We start from the raw sequence: 22184 nt of genomic DNA, 5'->3' as shown, positions 1-22184 counted from the left end.
CATTCGCCCCTGGCGGGAATCCCTTCGCAACTCATGAAAGCCATACAACGTCCGTGTGTGTCCAGTAAGGCAAAGTGGCGGTATTTTCTTGCCCGTTTGAACAGGCCAATACACAAACGCATGCCATCACCTTGGTGGGTATTTATATACTGCGGGGTTGTTTTAGCGGGTATCCGGTCTGGGCAGTGAAACGTGATGCGGCGGGCCAACTGAGTTCAAACAAAGCACCGCTGTTTGTCAGGGGTCGACAGGTCACCGTGCCGCCATGGGCGATGGCAATCGCGCGCACCACGGCAAGGCCCAGGCCACTGCCGCCCTGGGCGCGCGAGCGTGAACTTTCGCCACGCTGGAATGCCTCGAAAATATGCTCGGCGAAGGCCGTTTCGATTCCAGGACCTTCATCCGCGACCCTCAGGAAGTTGCCGCGCTCGTCACTGCCCAATTCAATGCTGACCGTGCCCGGCGTGGCATGCCGGCGAATATTGTCGAGCAGCGCCAGCAAGGCCTGGCGGATGCGACCGGGGTCGCAGTGCACGGGGCCCTTATGCAGGTTCAACTGCAGGGTAAACCCGGCGCTGTTGAGGCTGGGCTCGAACAGCCGCGCTTCGGCCTCCAGGGCGTCGGCCAGTTCCACCTCACTGAGCGCCAGGACCAGGTGGCCGTTATCGCCCATGCCCACCACGCGCAGGTCTTCGACCAGGCGGGTCAAGCCTTCGACCTGGCCGAGCAGGCTGTAGAACTGCGCGGTGTCCGGTTCGAAAACGCCCTCGGCCAACCCCTGCAGGCGGCCGCGCAGGATCGTCAGCGGGGTGCGCAGTTCATGGGCAATGGCGGCGTTCCAGAAGGCTTGCTCCTCGGCCATGTGTTTGAGTCGATTCGCCATGCTATTAAAGTCATCCACCAACAGGGCGGCTTCGCCCAGGGAAAGATCGGGCGCCACGGCGCGTGCATCCAGGTCGCCGGCAGCCAGGCTGCGCAGGCTAATCGCCACCGAATTGAGCGGCATCAGAATGCGCTTGGACAACTTGACCGCCATCGCCACACCAAAGCCCAGGCTGATGCAGGTGATCAGGCCCATCCACAGCCATTCCACGCCGGTGGGCAGCCATTCATCCGCTTCCAATTCCAGCTCCGTGGGCGGCGACAGGTTCCAGAGCACGGCATAGAACACATAGGAGCCCACGACCGCGAGCGCAATCACGCACAGGACCACGGCCGACATCGACAAAATGATCTGCCGGCTCAAACTGTTGGGCATTCTCATGCCTGGCTTCCGAACCGGTAGCCGACGCCACGGATGCTGGTCGGTACGCCGTGCAGACCGAGGTCTTCGATCTTGCGGCGCAACTTGCTGATATGGCTGTCGACGGTACGTTCCAGGGTGTCGCTCTCCGGCGAGCAGAGCACCAGCAGTTCGGCGCGGCTGAACACGCGGCGCGGCGCCTTGGCCAGTTGGGCGAGCAGGTTGAATTCGGTCACCGTGAGGTGCAACGGCTGTTTTCGTGTGCCGATGTAGACGTTCACTTCATGGCTGTCGATGTCGATTTCAAAGGCGTCGACGCGCACCACGCTGTGGCCGGCGCCCCGGTCGCCACAACGGCGCAGCACCGCCTGGATCCTGGCGATGACTTCCGCCGGGTTGAAGGGTTTGACGATGTAATCGTCCGCGCCAATGCGCAGGCCCATCAGCTTGTCCATGTCCTGGTCGTGTGCCGTCAGCATGATCACCGGTGTATCGCCGCGATGACGCAACTCCGCCAGCACCATCCAGCCGCCCAGCTTGGGCATCATCACGTCCAGCAGTACCAGGTCGGGCTTGAGCTGTTGGTGCAGTTCCAACGCGCGCCGTCCGTCCTGCGCATGCGCGGTGCGAAAACCGGCGCGCCTGAGGTAGGCGGTGAGGATATCGGCGATTTCCGGCTCGTCTTCGGCGATCAGCACCAGCGCTTGGTTGGCGGGCGATGCGAGGAGTGATTCAGTCATGGTCTGCTCGTTCGATGTGCGGTGTTGCGGGTCAATGCGGCAAAAGCTGCACTGTTTTTCAGCAACGGAGTGAATGATGCACCGCAAGCATGCAGGTTCAGCGAAGGGTTTGTGGAGAAATGATGGAGAGGCGAATTAATTTTTCGCCGCCCGGGGGCGGGCGCTCAGGCGAAGCGGATACGCTCGTTGCAGGCGCTCTGCAGCATTTTGCGCTGGTAATCGCACGGCGTTGTACTGACCAGCTTCTTGAAGTCGCGCAGAAAGTGCGATTGATCGGAAAAACCCAGGTCCAGAGCCAGATCCGAGAACGATACATCGTGCCGGGTATTCAGGCTTTCCAGCGCCGCCTGACAGCGAATGATCCGGCAGAACGTCTTGGGCGACACGCCGGTGTCCTGGCTGAACTGGCGATGAATGGTGCGGCTGGTGTAGCCACTGAGGTCTTCCAATTGCTGGATGCGCAGGTCCCCGCGATGGGTCAGCGCCTGCTGGATGACCATGGCCGTGAGCTTCGAGGTGCGGCCCATCAAGCGCGGGGCCAGGTAGTCGTTGAACAGCTTGATCTGGTCCTGCAGCAGCGGGGCGTTGACGATGTTTTCGAAAATGCGCTGGGCGAACGCCGACACTTGCAGCAGATCCCATTCCTGCTCGGTGAGGTCCTCGGCCATCACATTGATGAAACCCGGGATCACGCCCGGCGCGAAGCGTACGCCGAAGTAATGATGGCCCTGGAGCAGCTCGACTCGCTGGGCTTCCAGTGGCGTGCCGCAAATCCTCACGGTGGGGCGCGTTGCGTCACAGTCGAAGACGATGTCCACGCAGCCGTCCGGCACCGCCAGCAGGTCCGCCGAGAGGTCGACGTCGAAGGCGTAGAAGTGCGAAATCGCCGGATGCTCGGAGGGCATAACCGAATACCGCGAAGAGTTGAGTACGAACCAGGGTTGTTCGTAAGCAATGTGTTGCCGCAGGGGCGGTGAACACAGGTTGAGCATGACCAGACCTTCAGGTGGAGAGATGCGGGAATATTCACGCACTTTTCACGCCAACTCCGAGGGGTCGCTCGAAATTTGATGTCCGAAATTTACAATACCGTCACCAACCGCACGCCGATACTCGACCTCGATAGCGTGGGAGCAGCGCCTACCGCTGCAATATCCCTTTCAGTCGAGAATAATAATGTCCACTACTACAAACATAGACTTCATCTACTTGTCCGAGCAGGACATGATCCGGGCTGGCGTCACCGACATGCTCGCCTGCGTGAATACCATGGAGGAAATGTTCGGCCTGCTCTACAGCGGCGACTACCGCATGGCCGGGCCGAACAACGATTCCCACGGCGCGATGGTGGTGTTTCCGAAGGATTCGCCGTTCCCGAACATGCCCAAGCCGACCGCCGACCGCCGCATGATGGCGATGCCGGCCTATCTGGGCGGCAGCTTCTGCACCGCGGGCGTCAAATGGTATGGCTCCAACATCGCCAACCGCGACAAAGGCCTGCCCCGTTCGATCCTGATGTTTACCCTCAATGACCCTGACACCGGCGCTCCGTTGGCGCATATGTCGGCCAACCTGTTATCGGCGTATCGCACCGGTGCGATCCCTGGTGTTGGCGCGCGCCACCTGGCCCGCAAGGACTCGAAAGTGGTCGGCCTGCTCGGCCCGGGCGTGATGGGCAAGACCACGCTCGCCGCGTTTATCGCCGTGTGCCCGCAGATCGACACCTTGAAGATCAAAGGCCGTGGCGAGAAAAGCCTGAATGATTTCATGGGCTGGGTGAAGGAAACCTACCCGCAGATCACCACGATTAAGGTGGTCGACAGCCTCGAAGAGGTGGTCCGTGATTCCGACCTTGTTACTTATTGTAGCTCCGGTGAAACAGGCGACCCCTCGATCTACCCAATTGTGAAGCGCGAGTGGGTCAAGCCGGGGTGCTTCATGGCAATGCCGGCGTCCTGCTCGCTGGATGAAGGCATGGAGCGCGCCGACGTGCGCAAGGTGCTGGACAACACCGGTCTGTACGAAGCCTGGTTCGAAGAACTGCCCAAGCCTGCGCACCACTGCGTGCCGGTGATCGGCGTGCGTTTCATGGACATGATCGCCGAAGGCAAGATGCAGGCCGACGAGCTCGAAGACATTGGCAAGATCGTCGCCGGCGATGCCCAGGGCCGCCGCAACGATGAAGAGATCATCATCATGTCGGTCGGCGGCATGCCAGTCGAAGATGTGGCGTGGGGCACGGTGGTGTACCGCAATGCCATCGAAAAAGGCATCGGCGTGAAATTGAACCTGTGGGAAACCCCGGTGCTGCGCTGAGCCACTCCTTACCCAACTGAAGAGACCTTCGACATGACAAAAATCATCAAGCTCAAGACCGGTTCGCCGTTTGAAGACCAGGCCAGCTATTCGCGCCTGGTGGTGGTGGACAACTGGATCTACGTGTCCAACACCGCCGGCCGCAACCCTCAAACCAAATTGATCCCGGAAGACGTCCTTGAGCAGGCGCACCAGGTCTTCGCCAACATCGAAACCGCGCTGGCCGCCGTCGATGCCAGCCTGGCCGATGTGGTGTGCTCGCGCGTGTTCATCCAGGACCCCAAGGATGTGCCGGCGGTGATGGCCTTGATCGGCGAGAAGTTTCGCGGCGTCGATCCGGCCAGCACCGTTACATGCCCGCCGCTGGGGTCGACGGTCTACAAGGTGGAACTGGAGGTGACGGCTTATCGCAACGCCTCTAAAGCTCAAGTCGAAGTGATTCGCCTGGCGCAGTAATCCGTGACGCGGCCGTGCATTCGCACGGCCGACCTTTATTGTTTTGCGAGTCTTGATCATGGCCCCAACTATTGCGCCCGTGAATACGTCCACCGAATTTCCCACCGCCACGTCCGTTGTCATTATTGGCGGCGGGATCATCGGCCTGACGGCCGCGCTGACCCTGGCCGAACGCAACATCCCGGTGGTGGTACTGGAGAAGGGCCGTATCGCCGGCGAACAGTCCTCGCGCAACCTGGGTTGGGTGCGCAAGACCAGCCGCCACGCGCACGATATACCGCTGGCGCTGGCCGCAGACCGCTTATGGGCGCAAATGCCCGAGCGGGTAGGCGCGGATGTGGGCTATCGGCAAGAAGGCATCATGTTTGTTGCCCGCAACGACACGCAGATGGCTATGCATGAAGGCTGGCTCAAATCGGTCGAGCATCTTTCCCTTGATTCTCGATTGCTGAGCAAGCGCGAGATCGAGCAGTTGGTGCCGGGCGGCGAGGGCGACTGGGCCGGAGGGATCTACACGCCGTCCGACGCGCGTGCGGAACCGACCCTGGCCAGCAGTGCGATTGCCAAGGCGGCCATGGCTCTGGGCGTGGTGATCATCGAGCAGTGTGCGGTGCGTACGCTGCAGATGTCTGCCGGCAAGGTCAGTGGCGTGGTCACTGAAAAAGGCGAGATCGGCTGCGATCAGGTATTGCTCGCCGGCGGCATGTGGTCGCGGCGCTTTTTGGGCAACCTCGGGGTGTCCTTGCCGACCCTGGCCTTGACCTGCTCGGTGTTGCGTACCCATCCGATGCAGGGTCCTACTGAGATTGCCGTGGGCGCGCCAGACTTTTCGTTTCGCAAACACAAGGACGGCGGCTTCATCATTACCCAGCGTGGCAAGCTGGACGCCTTCCTGACCCTCGATCACCTGTTGCTTGCCAAGCAATACATGCCGCAATTTCGTGCGCAACGCAGCGTGTTGAACGTGTCGCTGGGCAAGTATTTTTTCAACGACCTGGCGCTGCCCAGGCGTTGGTCGGCCGACAGCATCAGCCCGTTCGAACGTGTACGCATGCAAGATCCCGCTGCCAACCCGCGGCTCAACAATGATGCGATGAACAACCTCAAGGCGGCCTGGCCGGTATTCGAGCAAGCCCGGATCGCCCAAACCTGGGCAGGCACTATCGACGTGACCCCGGACTCCAACCCGGTGATCGGCCCGGTCGCGCAGATCCCAGGCCTGACCGTGGCCACCGGTTTCTCCGGGCACGGTTTCGGCACCTCGCCGGCGGCGGGTCAGTTGGCGGCCGATATTGTCAGCGGGCACACCCCGATCATCGATCCGAGCCCGTATCGCTTCGATCGTTTCTGATCCGATCCAGGCCCATGCCCCTGTAGGAGCGAGCTTGCTCGCGAAGAACGCCAACGAAAACGCAGGCAGTCTGTATGACCGCGGCGCACTTGAGTTTTTCGCGAGCAAGCTCGCTCCTACGCAGATTAGCGGAGCGAAGTTATGCACTCAGTCAGTAGTTTCTTCACCAACCGTTCAGGCCTGAACCTGCATGTCCTGCGCTGGGGCAACCCGAGCGGCGTGCCTTTGGTTCTGCTGCACGGTTTGCGTGCCTATGCACAGACCTGGGAGTCGCTGGTTGCGGCGCTCGGCCCGGGCTTCTGCGTCTACGCCCTGGACCAACGCGGTCGCGGCCTGAGCGATTGGGCACCGTCCACCAGCTACCACACGCAGTCCTATGTGGACGACCTGCAGGACTTCGTCGCCCACGCCGGCCTGCAGCGTTTCATCTTGCTGGGGCACTCGCTGGGCGGCGCCAACGCCCTGGAATATGCACGGCAAAACCCGGGCCGCCTGTTGGGCCTGATTATCGAAGACATCGGCCCCGGCTCCTCGAGCCAGGGTGACGGCGCCGCGCGCATTCGCCGCGAGATGAACCAGACCCCGCTGCAATTCGACAATTGGGACGCCGCCCGCGCGTTCTGGCAGACCTCACGCCCCGGCTTGTCGGAGCAGGGCCTGGCTTCCCGGCTGGCACACTCGATGAAAGAAAGCGCCGGTGCGGTCACCTGGCGTCACGATCAGCAAGGCATCGCCGAGGCGCGCCTGAGCATCGAGCCGACCGACCTGTGGCCGGCGGTGCGCGCCCTGGATTGCCCGACCCTGTTCATTCGCGGCGCGCGCTCGGATTTTTTGCCGGCAGCGACGCTGCAAGCCATGCGCGACACCAATGCCCTGGTGCGCACCGCCGAAGTCGCGGATGCCAGTCACTATGTGCATGACGACCAGGGGGAGACGTTCAACCGGCTGGTCATCGCGTTCCTTGACAGCCTTGCGATTGCTGCTCGATGAAACCGCGGGCCCGCTTGATTGTATTGCTTTCATCGCTGACGGCCTTCGGGCCGTTTTCGATTGATACTTACCTGCCCAGCTTTGCGCAAATCGCCGAGGACCTGGCGACCAATACCGCGCAAGTGCAACACACCATCAGCGCGTTTCTTGCCGGGCTGTGCCTGGGCATGCTGTGCTACGGGCCGTTGTCCGACCGCTATGGCCGGCGCCCGTCGCTGCTCGGCAGCCTGGTGTTGTACATGGCCGCGACCCTGGGCTGCCTGTTTGCCGGCAGCGTCGAGCAACTGATTGCCTGGCGCTTTTTCCAGGCGCTGGGTGGCGCGGGCGCGCTGGTGCTGGCCCGCGCCGTCGCCAGAGACCTGGTCGGCCTGGTGGAGGCGGCCAAAGTGCTGTCGTGGATGCACGTGCTGACCATGATGGCGACTCTGGTCGCGCCGATGATCGGCACCTGGCTGGTGCTTATCCAGGGCTGGCGCACCATCTTCGCGGCGTTGTTCATCCTCTCCAGCCTGTGCCTGTTGCTGGTCGCCTTGACCCTGAAGGAAAGTTTGCCCGTGCAGCAGCGCGGCGCATCCGTACAGGCGGCCTTCGCGGCCTACCTTGCCATTGCCCGGCAACCCAGGGCGGTGGCGCTGATCCTGTGCATGGCCCTGGGGTTTGGCGGCATGTTCGCCTTTATCACCGCGTCGCCTTTTGTCTACGTGGTGTACTTCGGCGTCTCGCCGCGGGTATTCAGCGCATTGTTCGCCCTGAACATCCTCGGCATCATCCTGGTGACCTTCATTAACGCCCGCTGGGTGGGCCGTTTCGGCCCGCAACGCATGCTCGGGGTGGGCACGGTACTGGCGAGCGGGGCAGGGCTGGCGATGATGCTGGTCGGCTACACCGGATGGGGCGGGCTGGCGAGCATCGTGTGTTGCATGGTGCTGTACATGGGCGTAACCGGTTTGATCGGCGCCAACTGCATGGCCAGTCTGATGATGCTGTTTCCACGCCAGGCCGGCGCGAGCGTGGCGCTGGGGATTTCGGTGCAATTCGCTACCGGGGCGCTGGCCAGTCTGTGGGTCAGCCATTTGGCTGATGGCAGCGCGTGGCCGATGTGCCTGGTGGTGGGGTGTTGCGGGTTGGGCGCGTTGGTTGCTTATGGTGTGACCCTTCGCCTGCCTGCCCGGCCGGTCGCCGTGGCGGCCGTCGTCAAGCAAATGTGAACCTCTGTTTAAAACCAGGATACATACATGAAAACTATAAGAATAAATCCGATCGATAGAACCTCCGTCTATGTGTGTGCAGGGCTGGTCTCCGGCGCGGGGGCCTTGTTATTGAATGTGCTCCCCGTGTTGTTTGGTGCGCTTGCCGAGCGTTTCGGGCTTGGCGAGCACCAATTGGGCAACCTGGCCATGGCGATGAACCTGGGGTTTGGCGCGTTCGGGCTGGCGTCCCTGCTGTGGATCCACCGGCTCAGCTGGCGGCTCATTTCGGCGCTGTCGTCGGCTGTGGTAGTGGGCGCGGTGCTGACGGTTATGCGCGACCCGTCCTATGAAATGCTGCTGCTGATCATGGCCCTGGCGGGCGCCGGCACAGGCGCCTTGTATGCCCTGGCCATGACGATTTTCGGTGACAGCTCCCAGCCTGAGCGTGCGTTCGGGTTCAAGCTGGGCATCGAGACCGTGCCGGGGGCTCTACTGCTGATCGTGCTGCCGGTAGCGGTGGCGCCGGTGTGGGGCTTTGAAGGCATGTTGATCACCATCGCCCTGGCCATGGTGGCGATGGGAATCCTGCCGCTGCCCTGGGTACCGCGCCGTAGCGAGCGCCAACTGGATGCGTCCGAAGCCGCTGTGCGGATGGCCAGCACTGAAAGCCGCGCCATTGTGTGGTTGAGTCTGTTGGCCAGCCTGGTTTTCCTGACCGGCATTATGTCGGTGTGGGCCTTCCTGGAACTGATGGGCAAAAAGACCGGCTTGACCTCGGATACGATCGGGCTGGTTCTGGCGCTGGGCTTTTTGATCAATGCGGGCGGGGGCTTCATCGCCTCGGCGATCGGCCTGAAAATGGGACGCTTCCTGCCGGTGGCGGCGGTCATCTTCGCGGAGTTGCTGGGCCTGGTGGCCCTGGCGCAATTCTCCTCGCTGACGAGCTACGTGATCGGGGTTATCTGCTTTCTGTTCTCGATCAGCTTCGTGCTGGCCTACACCTTTGGCGTCATGGCCGAATTCGACCTGTCGGGCAAGCTCGTCGCGCTGGGCGCGTTGTGCCTGTCCCTGGGTGCGGCGTTCGGGCCGGCCGTGGGTGGGGTCCTGATCGAGGCGTTTGGCTACTGGGCGGTGTTGGTGTTCTCCGGGGCCTGTTCGGTGGTGGTCCTGGTCATCTATGGGGCGGCGGTATTGCGGGCTCAGTTGGCGTTCAATCGTGTCCAGATCTCATGCGCCGCCGTTATGCCGGGTGTGTGACGCAAGCGAGCAGGGAGGTTACCCATGAACGGTCAAGCCTTGTCGGCCTGGAACGAGCGTGTGCACGCGGCCTGCGGTCGTTTCGACACGCGTTATGACCACTGCCAGAGCCTTTTCATCGGTGAAATGCAACAAACGCTGATGGGCAGCACGGCGGTCGCGCACATTCGCAGCAATGCCAGTGTGATTGCCAAGGCGGCCCGCTCAGGCGAGCGTGATTCCTCGGGGCGTTGTTTCCTTGTGCTGCAACAGCAAGGCTCAATGGCCATCGAACTGGGGGACCGGGTGGTCGACCTGCGCCAGGGTGACCTGGCGTTGCTGGACTTTTCCGGTGCTGTGAAAATGACCCCCAACGGCTTGTTTTCCCACGTATCGATCCCTCTGCCGCGTGAGTTGTTCAAGGGCCTGGAGCGTAGCCGCTTCGGCAAGCTGTCGACCACCGGTGTCTGTGGTCAATTGCTTGGCACGCTGGTGCGGCAGGTCGCTGGCGGCGAGTTGGCCCAATGGTCTTGCCCGCAGGATGGCGATGGCGTGCAGAGGGCGTTGGTGGCCTTGCTTGAATCGGTGCTGGAGTATCAAGTCGGCGCTGACTCCCCGGGCTGGCAGTTGCATGAAGTGCAATCCGTCATCCGGCAGCGGCTTGACTCACCGAGGCTTTCGCCGGCGTCGCTGGCCGAGGAACTGGGCATTTCCAGCCGCCAGCTGTACAGGCTGTTCGAAGCCAGCGGCGACAGTGTCTGCCGCTATATCCTGCGTGAGCGGCTGTTGAAGGCGGCGCAGGACCTGCGCGATCCGGTCTGCGCCCAGCGCTCGATCACCGATATCGGCAGCTATTGGGGGTTTACTGATTCGGCGCACTTTTCCAAGACGTTCAAGAAGCAGACCGGGATGACCCCGAGTCGCTATCGAGGCCTTGGGCACTGAACCACGGCTTGCCCTAATGCTGTTCAGTTAGGGCTTTTTGTAGAAGCGAGCATGCTCGCGAAGCATTCACAGTCGCCGCGTTCAATCAGGAAACACGCGTTTATCGTTGACGTTTTTCGCGAGCAAGCTCGCTCCTACAGAGAGAGTGTTCAGTAGCGGATAATCACCGATTTCAGCTCAGTGTAATCGTCGATAAACGCACTGCCGAACTCACGCCCGACACCCGACGCCTTCATCCCGCCAAACGGCACGCTGGGGTCGACGAAGGTGTGCATGTTGACCCACACCGTGCCCGCTTCGATTTGCGGGATCAGGCGCAAGGCCTTGGACAGGTCGTTGGTCCAGATACTGGCGGTGAGGCCGAACGGGCTGTCGTTCATCAGCTCGACCAATTCTTCTTCATCGTCGAACGCCAGCACGCACACCACCGGGCCGAAGGTTTCCTCGTGCAGCAGCGGGTCGTCCTTGCCGGTGGCCACGATCAGCGTCGGCTCGACGTAGTAACCGGCGCGGTCCACGGCGCGCGCGCCGCACACCACCTGGTTGCTTTGCAGGGCGCGCTCGAAAAAACCGAGGATTTTGTCGAAGTGCGGCTTGTTCGACAGCGGACCGAACTGTGCGCGTTCATCCAGGGGTGAACCGATGATCATCTGCGACAGCATCGCCGCCATCTTCTGTGTCACTTGCTCGACGAGTGAGCGGTGCACGAACAAGCGCTCGGGTGATGCGCACACCTGGCCCTGGTGCACATAAGCCGCTTGCACGAAGCGCGCCACGGCGTCATCAACATTAGCGTCGGCCAACAGCGCGGCGGCGTTCTTGCCGCCCAGTTCCAGGGTCACACGGGTCAGGTCGGCGCCCATGGCGGCCTTGCCCACGGCAATGCCGGTGGGCACCGAGCCGGTGAACGACACCTTGCGCACCTGCGGATGTGCAATCAGTTGCTGACCGACCTGGCCACGGCCGTTGACCACGTTGATCACACCCGCCGGAATCCCGGCCTCGATCGCCAGTTCCGCCAGGCGCAGCAGGGACAGCGGCGTGTATTCGCTGGGTTTGAGCACGACGGTGCAGCCGGTGGTCAGCGCGGCGCCGAGCTTCCATACGCCGATCATCAACGAGAAGTTCCACGGCACGATGGCCGCAACCACGCCGACCGGCTCGCGCAGGGTGTAGGCGCTGTAGTGCTCGCCGTCCATGGAGGGAAACGACGGGGTCATGGTCTGGCCGCCGATTTTGGTGGCCCAGCCCGCGAAGTAACGCAGGAACACCGCGCTCTGGCCCACTTCGATATGCCGCGACAGGTTGATCGATTTGCCGGAACTCACGGTTTCCAGTTGCGCCAGCTCTTCGCCGTTGGCCTCGATCAGATCGGCCAGGCGGTTGAGCAGGACGCCGCGCTGGTAGGGCGTGACCTGTGCCCAGGCGCCCTTGAAGGCGGCGGAGGCGCTGTTGACGGCGAGGTTGACATCCTCGGCCTGGGCGTCACGCAACTGCGCGACGGTCTCGCCGGTACCGGGGTCGACGATGCCGATGCGTTGCGCCGACGCGCTGGTGTACACGGCGCCATCGATGAAGTTGGAATGGTCGCGGTCCAGGAAAGCAACGACTGAGGGCAATAAGGCAATGTGCATGGCGGCGCTCCAATGAAGGGTTCGTCGCGCCCGTCGGGCGCTCGAAAGACCTCTGCATTAAAAGCCGATACACGCCTGGCTGCTTGTTCGAGCCTGCCAGGGAATTGGTTATGCGCGACAGGCTGTGTCGCGGCTGGCCTAGGGTTCTCCGAGGTTGTTGAACACCGTTTCGAGCATGCGGTTCAGGCGCTGGATCTGCGCTTCGGTCATGCCGTTGAAACTGCGCTTGAACACATCACCGGTGGCCACTTGGATGCGTTCGATCGCTTCACGCCCCTGCGCGGTGATGCGCACTTGAGTGACGCGGCCATCGTCCTCGCAGGGCGCGGTGTCCACCAGGCCGTCTTCCTTCATGCGATACACCGTTTTGGTGATGGTCGAAAGCTTGGCGATGGCGTGGGTGGAAATTTCGGAAATACTCGACTGGCCGTTCTCCTTGAGGATGAACAGCACCCGCCAGCGCGGGATGTCCAGGCCGATTTTCTTCAGGGCCTTTTCCATGTACTGACTGTAGCGGCCATGCACCATAGCGAGCCAGTAGAACGGAAAATCTTCTTTGTGAAAGTCTTCACTGCCGGGGTCGTAGCGGCCTGCGTGTTTTTTTGGTGGGCTCATGATGTGCTCATGTCGAGGGAGGCGAGCAATCATAGACTTTTCTCGTGAATTGGGCACGGCTATTGACCTGTTCGATCCAGGCCGACGTTCAGAAATATAATTGACAATTCACGTAATATTCGGTGAGTGTGAAAAAAGGAAAGGGCGCATCGGGCGCCCCCATTCCGCAATTCGCACTGAAGGTAACGTGACATGACCCTGGTGATTGAACAGCTTTCCCTTGGCGGCGACGGGCCGACCGTAATGGTCAAGGACACCATCGATATCGCCGGCCTGCCTACCCGTGCATCGAGCGAGGCCCTGGACGACGCGGCGCCGGCCACCGCCCACGCCGATGTGGTGCAGGCCCTGCTGGACAAGGGCTGCCGCCTGGTGGGCAAGACCAGCCTGCACGAACTGGCCTTTGGCACCACGGGGATCAATCACTGGGTTGGCACCGCGCCGAACCCGCGTTTCCCCGGGCGTATTCCAGGCGGATCCTCCAGCGGTTCTGCCGCCGCCGTGGCCGCCGGGCTGGCGGATTTTTCCCTGGGCACGGACACCGGCGGTTCGGTGCGCATTCCCGCCTGTTGCTGTGGCGTGTTCGGTTTTAAACCGACGTTCGGACGGGTCAGCCGCCGTGGCGTGATGCCGACGCGCAGCAGCCTTGATTGCGTCGGCCCGTTTGCCGCGAGCCTGCCGATGCTGGTCACGGCCATGCAGGCGATCGACCCTGCCTTCAAGCCGGCACCAGCGCCGGCCGCGCCGCGCCTGGGCATTGTGAGTGTGCAGGCCAGCGCAGCGGTACAGCGCGTGATCGACGCGACCATCGCCGACAGCCGTCTGCCCACCGAAACCCTCACATTGCCGAGCCTCAAGGCGGCCTATGACGCCGGCATGGTGGTGATCAACCGCGAGACCTTCGATGCCTGCGGACATTTGCTGGACACCGGCAAGGTCGGCGCCGACATCGCCGCGCGCCTGGCGGCCGCCGGCAACACCACGGCCACTGCGCTGGCCGAGGCCGAGCAGGTGCGCCTGCGCTTCACCGCCGAGGTTGATGCGGCGCTGCAGCAGGTCGACGTGCTCGTGCTGCCGACCATGCCGGAGTTCCCGTTGACCCTGGCCGAGGCGACCGACACCCAGGCAGTGCTGGGCATGACTGCTTTCGTGCGCCCGTTCAACCTGTCGGGGCACCCGGCGTTGAGCATTCCGTTGGCCAGTGCCGAGGGCCTGCCGGTTGGCCTGCAATTGGTAGGGGCCAAGGGCGCGGATGAGCAACTGCTGGCCATCGCCGGTCGCCTGCTTGAACGCCTGTACGCCGGGCATGAGGTTTGAAATGAGCACAACCATTCCCCGCGCAGACCTGGAACAACGCCTGCGCCGTTTTGAAATCCAGGACAGCGCTCGCGCCTGCATGAACCGCTACATGGTGCTGTGTGATGCCCTTGACGCCCACACGCCGCTCGACGAACTGGCCGGCCTGTTCACCGAGGATGCGGTGTGGGAGGGCAAGGGCGCCAAGTACGCCCAGAGCTTCGGCGGTTATCGCGGGCGCGAAGCCATTGCCGCGATGTTCGCCGGCTACATGAAAACTCCGGCGCACTTTGCCCTCAACGTGCACTTTCTCACCAGCGAGCTGATCGAGGTGCAGGCCGACGTCGTGCTCGGCAGTTGGGTGATGCTGCAGACTTCCACCTTCGCCAGCGGCGCCTCCCATCTCAACGCCGCGCGCCTGAGCGTGCGCTTTGCCGAGGAAGACGGGCAGTGGTGCATGGCGCATTTCCAGACCGAAAACCTGTTCAGTCGCCCGGTGCAGGCATGGAACAGCGACGCCGAGCTGCCGGTGCCCAAACCTGCCGCACAGTGAGCGATAACGCGCACTGATAACCCGACCCTTTCCCACGACTGCCCCGCAAGGGCGGTCGTGCCGTGCGCGCAGCGCTGGAGATTGCCATGAAACACTTCGAACTGTTGACCTTCACTTTACGGGTGCGCACCGTGCCGCAAGCCTTGCCGCGCCTGGAGCAGAGCTTGCGGGAGACGGGCGAGGGCGTGCATTTGATGGGCTGCTGGGTATCGGAAATCGGCTCGCAGAACCGTATCGCGGTGCTGCGCGGGTTCGACGATGGCGGGTGTCGCGAGCGCGAACGCGAGCGCTATTTGCTGGCGTCCGATGGTTTTGCGATTGGCGAATTTCTGCTTGAACAACAGGTGGATGACTACAGCGCTTTTGCCTTTGTCGATCCACTGCCTCCCGGCATTCATGGCCCGTTCTATGAATTGCGCGAATACAACCTCGTGCCCAGTGGGCTGACGCCAACATTGCGCGGTTGGGGCAAGGCTTTGGAGCGGCGAACCGGGCCGGACTATTCCCAGGTGTATGCCGCTTTCTATGCCACCAGCGGGCAGATTCCGCGCTATCTGCACATCTGGCCCTACAGCTCGCTGGAGCAGCGTCTTGAAGTGCGCACCCGCGCCGTGGCCGAAGGCGCCTGGCCGCCGGAAAACTCCGCGCCGCAACTGCTGCAGATGCACTCCACGGTGTACCTGCCGGCGCCGTTCTCGCCGTTGCGCTGAAAAATGGCACAGATCCAGTGTGGGAGCGGACAAACCAACTCCTAATTTTTTTTGGCAAAAAATAAATTAATCTAAAAAAAATTTAGAAGATGTCCAAGGTTCAAACCAGGGTATTGCTCAATAAAAACAGAGGCATAAGTCACTATCTCTTTGTTTTTCCCACAATCATTTACGTGATTAGTGGTGCTTATAAGTGCGATAATTCAATTGACAATTCACGTAATTACGCTCAAATTCTCCCCAACGGCACCCACAAAAACAAAGGTAACCACTATGCCGATCCATCGCCCTCGCTCCGCCCCGCGTCTCAGCTCGACGCTGACTTCCTGCCCAGCCCAATACCGTTCCTGACAACGGAGTTAATCTATGCATTCGCTTAAAAAACCAGCGGTTGGCACGGTGAGCTCGCTTGCCAGTGGCCCCGCCTTCGAAGCCTTGCTTGTCGATGTGCGTGAACGTGCCCGCACCGGTGAGTTCGACCGTCAGCGCCACATTTCCCAGGACGTGATCGAGGCCTTCAAACAGCACGGCGTGTACCGGGCGCTGGTGCCCAAGCGCTTCGGTGGCCTGGAATGTTCGCCGGCCGAGTTCTGCCAGGTGATCGAGCGCATTGCCCAGGCCGACGGTTCGGCCGGCTGGGTCGCCAGTTTCGGCATGAGCCCGGTCTACCTCGCGGCATTGCCACTCGAGAGCATCACCAAGGTGTATGCCAACGGTCCGGACGTGGTGTTCGCCGGCGGCATCTTCCCGCCGCAACCGGCTGAAGCGGTCGAGGGCGGTTTTATGGTCAATGGTCGCTGGAAATACTCCAGCGGCTCCCTGGGCTCCGATATCGTCGGTGTCGGCATCGCCCCGAAAAACGGCGATACCTTCGGCCTGCCGCGCATTGCGGTAATACCGCGCAGTGCGATCCGCATCGACGAAACCTGGGACACCGTCGGCCTGCTGGGTACTGGCAGCCACGACCTGGTCGCCGAAAATGTGCGGGTCAGTGAGGAGTGGACCTTCGTGCGCGGCGGCCTGCCCAACCTGGACGAACCGTTCTTCCGCTACCCATCGCTGTCATTCGCCACCCAGGTGCTCTCGGTGGTTGGCCTCGGCGTGGCGCGTGCCGCGCTTGATGCCCTGGCCGACATGGCCAGCGGGCGTGTCTCGGTCACTGGCGCCCCGGCGATTGCCGATCGGCCCCTGGCCCAGGTCGACATTGCCCGGGCGGAAGCCGAGCTGCGTGCCGCGCGGGCGTTCTTCTACGAATCCATCGACCGCGCCTGGGACTACGTACTGGCCGGCGACGCGGTGCCCGTGGCCGCGACCAACCTGCTGCGGCTGTCGTCGACCCATGCTACTCGCGTCGCCGCCGATGTGGCGCGTACCGCGCAAATGCTCTCGGGCATGAGCGGCGTGTACAACGACAGCCCGCTGGCCCGCTGCGTCAACGACGCCCAAGTGGTAACCCAGCACGCCTTCATGGGCGACATCACTTATCAAAACGCCGGAGCCATGTTCTTCGGTAAACAGCCTTTGCCTGGCTACCTCTAACCGTCGAGGAAATAAAATGAGCGATAAAAAGACCTTGCGCGTGCTGTTCTGCATGGGCATCAACCAGAATTTTTTCGATGCCGCGCGCGATGAGCAACTGCAGGTGTGGGCAGCGTTCAGTGCAATGTGGAACGGTATCCACGACCTCGCAGGCGTCAAGGTGCTAGGCAACATGGATGACGACCAGAGCATGGTCGGGCCTTCCGATGGCTTCCCATGGACCACTTACCTGCTGGCCGACGTGCCGGACATCGAGACCGTGCACGCCGCCTGCAACCTGTTTCGCACCACGCCGGTGGGCGATGGCCCGTACAAGCTGTGGCGCTACACCAAGGTTGAAGCCCGGGTTGGGCGCGAGCTGATCATTCAGCGCACTTGATGCCGACGAGGACATTCCCATGAGCAAGCTGATTCCCGCTGTAAACCTTGACGTCGACCCCGCCGACCTGGTGCAGGCCGACCGCGTCCACACCTCGATGTACACCGACGCACAATTGTTCGACGCAGAGCTGGAAAAGATTTTCTACAGCGCCTGGATCTGGGTCGCCCACGCAAGCGAGATTCCCGATAACGGCAGCTACAAGACCACCTATATCGGCAAGCAGCCGGTGATTGTGGTGCGTGACCGCAAGAAAGACGTGCACGTGCTGCTCAACCGCTGCCGCCACCGTGGCGCCACTGTGTGTGAACACAAGAAAGGCAAGACCAACAGCTTCGTCTGCCCGTACCACGGCTGGGGCTATGCGCTCGATGGCTCGCTGCGCGGTATTCCGCACCCGGAAAGCTACGGCGACTGCATCGACAAGGCCGAGCTGCCGCTGGTCAGCCTGCGCACAGAAAGTTATGCCGGCATGATCTTCGCCACCTTCAAGGACGACATCGAGCCGCTGGAAGACTACCTCGGCGCCGCCAAGAAATGGATGGACCTGTTCATGAAACAGGGCGCCGGCTACGGCATCAAGGTCCCGGGCGAGCACCGTTTCCGCTTCCCGGGCAACTGGAAGATCCAGCTGGAAAACACCACCGACGCCTACCACTTCCCGTTGGTGCACAAGAGCTTTCTGTCGTCGGTGGATGAGCAGACCCTTGAACTGTTCGACTTCGTCAAGGGCCCCGGTTACGTCGAGGACCTGGGCAATGGCCACAGCGTGATGGTGATGATTCCCGACCTGATCGACCTCGAAGCCGACCTTGATAAGCCCATCCCCGAGCGCTTCGAAGGGCTGGCGGCCGAGCTGCGTGACGAAGGCATCGAAGAGCAACAGGTGCGCCGCATCGTGCGTGCGGTGGGCGGCACCGGCTTTAACCTCAACCTGTTCCCCAACGTCGCCTGCTCGATGGCGTTTTTCCGGGTGCTGCAACCGATTTCTGTGACCGAGACCGAAATCCACCACTCGGTGATCACCATGGACGGCGGCCCGGCCGTGGCCAACCGCTACCGCCTGCGTCTGCATGAACACTTCCAGGGCCCGATGGGCTTCGGCACGCCGGACGATTCCGAGGCCTGGGAACGGGTACAAAAGGGCGCCAGCGCCGGTGAAGACCTGTGGATCATGCTCAACCGCGGCTTGCCCGGCGAGCAGGTCAGCGCAGACGGACGGGTATCCGACGTGAGTGCCGAAACCGGTATGCGCGCCGCCTACCAGCAGTGGAAAAAGATGATGTCGGCCTGATCCGTGGAGAACCTTATGAACCTGCAATTACTGCAAGAAGTGACCGCTTTCATCTGGCAGGAAGGCGACATGCTCGACCACGGTGAATACGACGGCTGGTTGAAGATGTGGACCGAGAAGGGCACCTACATCATTCCCATCGACCCCAAGGAAACCGACTTCGAAAACACCCTCAACTACGCCTACGACGACCATCATATGCGTGAGTTGCGGGTGCAGCGCCTGACCGGCGGCGAATCGATCTCCACCAGTCCGCAACCGCGCACCGTGCGCATGCAATCGCGGTTCCGGGTGTTGGCCGATGACGGCGTGCAGGTGACTGTGCGTTGCGCGCAGAACATCCGTGAGTTCCGCAAGGAAAGCCTGAAGTTCTATAGCGCCGACCTCACCTATGAACTGATCCGCAGCGAGGGGAGCTTCAAGATCCAGCGCAAAGTGATCAGCCTGATCAACAGTGACGATGCCCTTGCCGGTATCGGCTACATCCTTTAAGGAGCGCCGACATGAGCCAGATCGCATTGGTGACCGGCGCGGGCCAGGGCCTGGGGCAGCATTTCTGCGCCAGCCTGCTGCGGGCGGGGTACTCGGTGGTGGTCACCGACCTCGACCTTGCCGCCGCACAAGCCTGCGCCAAACAGTTGGACCCGGCCGGTGAGCGCACGCTTGCGCTGCAACTGGATGCCGGCAGCAAGGCCGATTTCGAAGCGGGGCTGGATCAAGTGCTGGTGCGTTTCGGCGCGCTGCACGTGGTGGTCAATAACGCCGCCGTGACCAAGACCACGCCGCTGATGCAGATCAGCCCCGAGGAATTCGACGCGGTGGTCGGCCTGAACCTGCGCAGTGTGTTCCTCGGCTGCCAGGTGCTGGGCGCGTACATGGCCGAGACCGGCTATGGACGCATCATCAACATGGCCTCCCTGGCCGGGCAGAACGGCGGTACCGCGACCGGCGCGCATTATGCCGCGAGCAAGGGCGGCATCGTGACGCTGACCAAGATCTTCGCCAAGGAGTTTGCCGCGCGCGGGGTCACGGTCAACGCCATCGCCCCGGGCCCTATCGAATCGGCGGCAGTGCGCGCGGCGATTCCGGCCGAACGCCTGCCGGGCCTGCTGGCCAATATTCCGGTGCAGCGCCTGGGCGATGCGGACTTTCTTGGTGATTTGATTGTGCAGTTGGCACGGCCCGAAGCCTATTTCACCACCGGGGCGACCTGGGACGTGAACGGCGGCCTGTTCATGCGCTGACTGATAACGGCCGCCACGGCGGCCTTTGCGAACTCCATGGAATAACGGCCATGACTGAAGAACTGTTGGACGTAGTCGTGCGCAAGCGCGAGCTGCAAGGGGACGGCGTTGTCGTCCTGGACCTGACCCGCCGTGACGGCGCACCGCTGCCGATGTTCGCTGCCGGTGCGCACGTCGATATCCATATCGGGCCGGGGCTGGTGCGCCAGTACTCGTTGTGCAGCAACCCTGCCGACCCGAGCCTGTATCGCCTGGGTGTGCTCAGGGACCCGGCCTCGCGCGGCGGTTCGGTCGGGGTGCACGACACCCTGCTCGAAGGCCGCGAGGTGCAGATCAGCCTGCCGCGCAACCTGTTTGCGCTGGCGCCCGAGGCGCGGCGTTCGGTGCTGCTGGGGGGCGGTATCGGTGTCACGCCGATGATTGCCATGGCCTATGCGTTGCATGCGGCCGGCCAGACCTTCGAACTGCACTACTGCGGGCGTGAGCGTGGGCGCAGTGCGTTTCTGGCGGAACTGGCCAGCGCACCGTTTGCCGCGCAGGTGTTCACCCACTTCGATGACGAAGGGCCGGAGCAGAAGCTCGACCTGGCCAAAGTGCTCGGCAAGGGCGAGGCCGGCGTGCACATGTATACCTGCGGCCCCGCAGGCTTCATGGACTGGGTGATCCAGGACGCGCGCAAGCAGGGCTACAGCGAGTCGCACATCCACAAGGAACATTTCCAGGTGGAAGTGGACAGCTCGGGTGGCAGCTTTGAAGTGGTGGCCGCACGCAGCGGCAAGACCGTGCAAGTGGCGGAAGGGCAGAGCATTCTCGCCGCGCTGGCGCAGGTGGGCATCAAGATCGAGATTTCCTGCGAGCAGGGGGTGTGCGGGACCTGCCTGTGCGACGTGCTCGAAGGCGAGCCGGACCATCGCGACGTGTACCTCACGGACGATGAAAAGGCCGGCAATGACCAAATTCTAGTGTGCTGTTCACGAGCCAAATCCAAAAAACTCGTGCTGGATATCTGAGGGGAACGACCATGGTAGACATAGGCAGCTTTCGCAATGCAATGGCCATGCTCGGCGGCGCCGTGACGGTCATCACCACCGATGGCGAGGCGGGCCGGTTCGGCTTTACCGCCTCGGCGGTGTGCAGCGTCACCGACTCACCGCCCACGCTGTTGGTGTGTATGAATCGATCTTCGCATTCCAACGAGCACTTCAAGCGTAATGGCGCGGTGTGCGTGAACATTCTGCGTGGCGATCACCAGGACATGTCCGGGGCGTTCGCGAACCGGGCGCTGAGCATGGATGAGCGCTTTGCCGTGACGCAGTGGACCACCCTGGAAAGCGGTGCGCCAGTGATGCTCGACGCGCTGGTCAACTTCGATTGCCGTATCGCGCAGGTACACGAAGTGGGGTCCCACAGTATTTTCTACTGCGAGATCCAGACCATCCGCCAGGGTGAGGCGGAAGAGGGCCTGGTATATTTCAACCGCGCCTATCACCGCCTGGGTGAAGCCTCCAAGGCTTGCTGAACGCCACGTTCGGGGTCGCCGGGTTCAGACAAACCCGGCCAGAGGCACTCAGATCAACTCTTCCACCAAGTGCAGGCAATGTGTAAGCCCCGGCGATTGGTCATTCACCCGCCGGCTCAGAATAATCGGCGAGGTCGCGGTGGCTTCCACAATCGGCGTGTAGCCGATGTCCGCGCGGTGCAGCACCTGCACCGAGGCCGGCACCAGGGTTACGCCCATGCCAGCGCCGACCAGACCGATGGCGGTTTGCAGTTCGTTGGTCCATTGCGCGACCTTGAGGCTCAGGCCGTGGGCGTCGAACAGCGCGATCACGTGGTCGGCATAACTGGGGCGCGGATTGCCGGGGTACAGCACAAACGGCTCGGCGGACAATTGCGCAAGGGTAGCGGGCGCGGCGAGCAACGGGTGGCCGGCGGGCAATACCGCTACCAGACGGTCCTCCACCAGGACGCGCTGGACGATGGCCGTGTCATCAATGCGGATCCGCCCGAAGCCCACATCGATGCGCCCGGCCTTGAGGGCTTCGACCTGCTGCAGGGTGGTCATCTCCGACAGCCCCAATTCCAGCTCCAGCGCCTCGTGGGTTCGCAGCCGCCGAATCAGTTCCGGCAATACGCCATACAGGGTCGACGGCGCAAAGCCGATGCCTAACCAGGTCTTCTCGCCCTGTCCGATGCGCCGCGTGTTGGCGCACACCGTGTTCAGCTGTTCCAGCAGCACATTGGCATGCTCATAGAAAAACCGCCCGGCCTCGGTCAGCCGCAGCGGCCGGCCGCGTTCGAGCAGAATTACCCCCAGCTCATCCTCCAGTTGCTGGATCTGCCGGCTCAAGGGCGGCTGGGCAATGTGCAGGCGTTCGGCGGCGCGGGTGAAGTTAAGGGTTGCCCCAAGCACTTGGAAATAACGCAGGTGACGTAGTTCCATGATCACTTCC

23 protein-coding genes are annotated in these 22184 nt (G+C 62.3%); 17 read left to right on the top strand and 6 right to left on the bottom strand.

Going from position 1 to position 22184, the window contains the following annotated elements; translation table 11 throughout:
- Nucleotides 1-142: 142 nt before the first annotated feature.
- The 3 genes from ACLH0H_RS26210 to ACLH0H_RS26200 all read right to left on the bottom strand — a co-directional run bounded on the left by ACLH0H_RS26210 (nt 143) and on the right by ACLH0H_RS26200 (nt 2975).
- Nucleotides 143-1264 (bottom strand): ATP-binding protein, encoded by a 1122-nt coding sequence (locus ACLH0H_RS26210; RefSeq protein WP_411380273.1) that lies wholly within the window; start codon nt 1262-1264, stop codon nt 143-145.
- The gene (locus ACLH0H_RS26205) at nt 1261-1983 is read right to left on the bottom strand and encodes a response regulator (protein ID WP_411380272.1); all 723 of its coding nucleotides are present in this window, start codon (nt 1981-1983) and stop codon (nt 1261-1263) included. Before ACLH0H_RS26205 ends, ACLH0H_RS26210 begins: the two co-directional genes overlap by 4 nt.
- Before the next feature lie 164 nt (nt 1984-2147).
- A complete protein-coding gene (locus ACLH0H_RS26200) occupies nt 2148-2975 on the bottom strand; it encodes a helix-turn-helix domain-containing protein (RefSeq protein ID WP_411382466.1) in 828 nt (275 codons plus the stop codon).
- Nucleotides 2976-3159: 184 nt separating this feature from the next.
- Between ACLH0H_RS26200 and ACLH0H_RS26195 the strand changes: the two genes are divergently transcribed.
- The 7 genes from ACLH0H_RS26195 to feaR all read left to right on the top strand — a co-directional run bounded on the left by ACLH0H_RS26195 (nt 3160) and on the right by feaR (nt 10467).
- Nucleotides 3160-4299: a tyramine oxidase subunit B gene (locus tag ACLH0H_RS26195; RefSeq protein WP_411380271.1), complete on the top strand. Its 1140-nt coding sequence runs from the start codon at nt 3160-3162 to the stop codon at nt 4297-4299.
- Between the two features lie 33 nt (nt 4300-4332).
- Nucleotides 4333-4755, top strand: a complete 423-nt coding sequence (locus ACLH0H_RS26190) for a RidA family protein (RefSeq protein WP_076954045.1) — start codon at nt 4333-4335, stop codon at nt 4753-4755.
- A gap of 58 nt (nt 4756-4813) precedes the next feature.
- Nucleotides 4814-6106, top strand: coding sequence for an NAD(P)/FAD-dependent oxidoreductase (locus ACLH0H_RS26185; protein ID WP_411380270.1), 1293 nt, complete (start codon nt 4814-4816; stop codon nt 6104-6106).
- Nucleotides 6107-6247: 141 nt separating this feature from the next.
- Entirely contained in the window at nt 6248-7096 is an 849-nt protein-coding gene (locus tag ACLH0H_RS26180; protein WP_411380269.1) for an alpha/beta fold hydrolase, read from the top strand.
- The gene (locus ACLH0H_RS26175) at nt 7093-8304 is read left to right on the top strand and encodes a multidrug effflux MFS transporter (protein WP_411380268.1); all 1212 of its coding nucleotides are present in this window, start codon (nt 7093-7095) and stop codon (nt 8302-8304) included. Before ACLH0H_RS26180 ends, ACLH0H_RS26175 begins: the two co-directional genes overlap by 4 nt.
- A 27-nt stretch (nt 8305-8331) precedes the next feature.
- Nucleotides 8332-9543 (top strand): MFS transporter, encoded by a 1212-nt coding sequence (locus ACLH0H_RS26170; protein ID WP_411380267.1) that lies wholly within the window; start codon nt 8332-8334, stop codon nt 9541-9543.
- A gap of 24 nt (nt 9544-9567) precedes the next feature.
- Complete coding sequence (gene feaR / locus ACLH0H_RS26165) at nt 9568-10467, top strand: transcriptional regulator FeaR (protein WP_411380266.1); 900 nt, start codon at nt 9568-9570, stop codon at nt 10465-10467.
- 149 nt (nt 10468-10616) lie between these two features.
- Here the strand turns inward: feaR and ACLH0H_RS26160 are convergent, their stop codons facing one another.
- Complete coding sequence (locus ACLH0H_RS26160; protein WP_411380265.1) at nt 10617-12101, bottom strand: aldehyde dehydrogenase family protein; 1485 nt, start codon at nt 12099-12101, stop codon at nt 10617-10619.
- A 138-nt stretch (nt 12102-12239) separates the two neighbouring features.
- On the bottom strand, nt 12240-12716 hold the full coding sequence (locus tag ACLH0H_RS26155) for a MarR family winged helix-turn-helix transcriptional regulator (RefSeq protein WP_186690859.1): 477 nt from the start codon (nt 12714-12716) through the stop codon (nt 12240-12242).
- A gap of 192 nt (nt 12717-12908) precedes the next feature.
- Here ACLH0H_RS26155 and ACLH0H_RS26150 point away from each other — a divergent pair, with 192 nt between their 5' ends.
- The 10 genes from ACLH0H_RS26150 (at nt 12909) to ACLH0H_RS26105 (ending at nt 21250) form a co-directional block, all read left to right on the top strand.
- The gene (locus ACLH0H_RS26150; RefSeq protein ID WP_411380264.1) at nt 12909-14033 is read left to right on the top strand and encodes an amidase; all 1125 of its coding nucleotides are present in this window, start codon (nt 12909-12911) and stop codon (nt 14031-14033) included.
- Between the two features lies 1 nt (nt 14034).
- Nucleotides 14035-14565: a nuclear transport factor 2 family protein gene (locus ACLH0H_RS26145; protein ID WP_411380263.1), complete on the top strand. Its 531-nt coding sequence runs from the start codon at nt 14035-14037 to the stop codon at nt 14563-14565.
- An 86-nt stretch (nt 14566-14651) separates the two neighbouring features.
- Nucleotides 14652-15275 carry an NIPSNAP family protein gene (locus tag ACLH0H_RS26140; RefSeq protein ID WP_411380262.1) on the top strand — a complete coding sequence of 208 codons (624 nt, stop codon included), beginning with the start codon at nt 14652-14654 and terminating at the stop codon, nt 15273-15275.
- 366 nt (nt 15276-15641) lie between these two features.
- Complete coding sequence (iacA, locus tag ACLH0H_RS26135) at nt 15642-16814, top strand: indole-3-acetate monooxygenase (RefSeq protein ID WP_411380261.1); 1173 nt, start codon at nt 15642-15644, stop codon at nt 16812-16814.
- Nucleotides 16815-16830: 16 nt separating this feature from the next.
- On the top strand, nt 16831-17193 hold the full coding sequence (locus ACLH0H_RS26130; protein ID WP_003232696.1) for a hypothetical protein: 363 nt from the start codon (nt 16831-16833) through the stop codon (nt 17191-17193).
- A gap of 19 nt (nt 17194-17212) precedes the next feature.
- Nucleotides 17213-18487, top strand: coding sequence for an aromatic ring-hydroxylating oxygenase subunit alpha (locus ACLH0H_RS26125; protein ID WP_411380260.1), 1275 nt, complete (start codon nt 17213-17215; stop codon nt 18485-18487).
- 15 nt (nt 18488-18502) lie between these two features.
- Nucleotides 18503-18979: an aromatic-ring-hydroxylating dioxygenase subunit beta gene (locus ACLH0H_RS26120; protein WP_411380259.1), complete on the top strand. Its 477-nt coding sequence runs from the start codon at nt 18503-18505 to the stop codon at nt 18977-18979.
- Between the two features lie 11 nt (nt 18980-18990).
- Nucleotides 18991-19731, top strand: coding sequence for an SDR family NAD(P)-dependent oxidoreductase (locus ACLH0H_RS26115; RefSeq protein WP_411380258.1), 741 nt, complete (start codon nt 18991-18993; stop codon nt 19729-19731).
- Nucleotides 19732-19781: 50 nt separating this feature from the next.
- Nucleotides 19782-20741, top strand: a complete 960-nt coding sequence (locus tag ACLH0H_RS26110) for a PDR/VanB family oxidoreductase (RefSeq protein WP_411380257.1) — start codon at nt 19782-19784, stop codon at nt 20739-20741.
- An 11-nt stretch (nt 20742-20752) separates the two neighbouring features.
- Nucleotides 20753-21250 (top strand): flavin reductase, encoded by a 498-nt coding sequence (locus ACLH0H_RS26105; RefSeq protein ID WP_186690849.1) that lies wholly within the window; start codon nt 20753-20755, stop codon nt 21248-21250.
- Nucleotides 21251-21298: 48 nt separating this feature from the next.
- On the opposite strand, the gene ACLH0H_RS26100 is transcribed toward ACLH0H_RS26105, so the two are convergent.
- Nucleotides 21299-22174, bottom strand: coding sequence for a LysR family transcriptional regulator (locus ACLH0H_RS26100; RefSeq protein ID WP_411380256.1), 876 nt, complete (start codon nt 22172-22174; stop codon nt 21299-21301).
- Nucleotides 22175-22184 lie beyond the last annotated feature (10 nt).

This window comes from Pseudomonas sp. MPB26, from assembly GCF_046605355.1.
In the GTDB taxonomy this organism is placed as follows: domain Bacteria; phylum Pseudomonadota; class Gammaproteobacteria; order Pseudomonadales; family Pseudomonadaceae; genus Aquipseudomonas; species Aquipseudomonas cedrina.
Note: the sequence above shows the minus strand (reverse complement) of the source record. Positions and strands in the feature narration are given on the sequence as shown.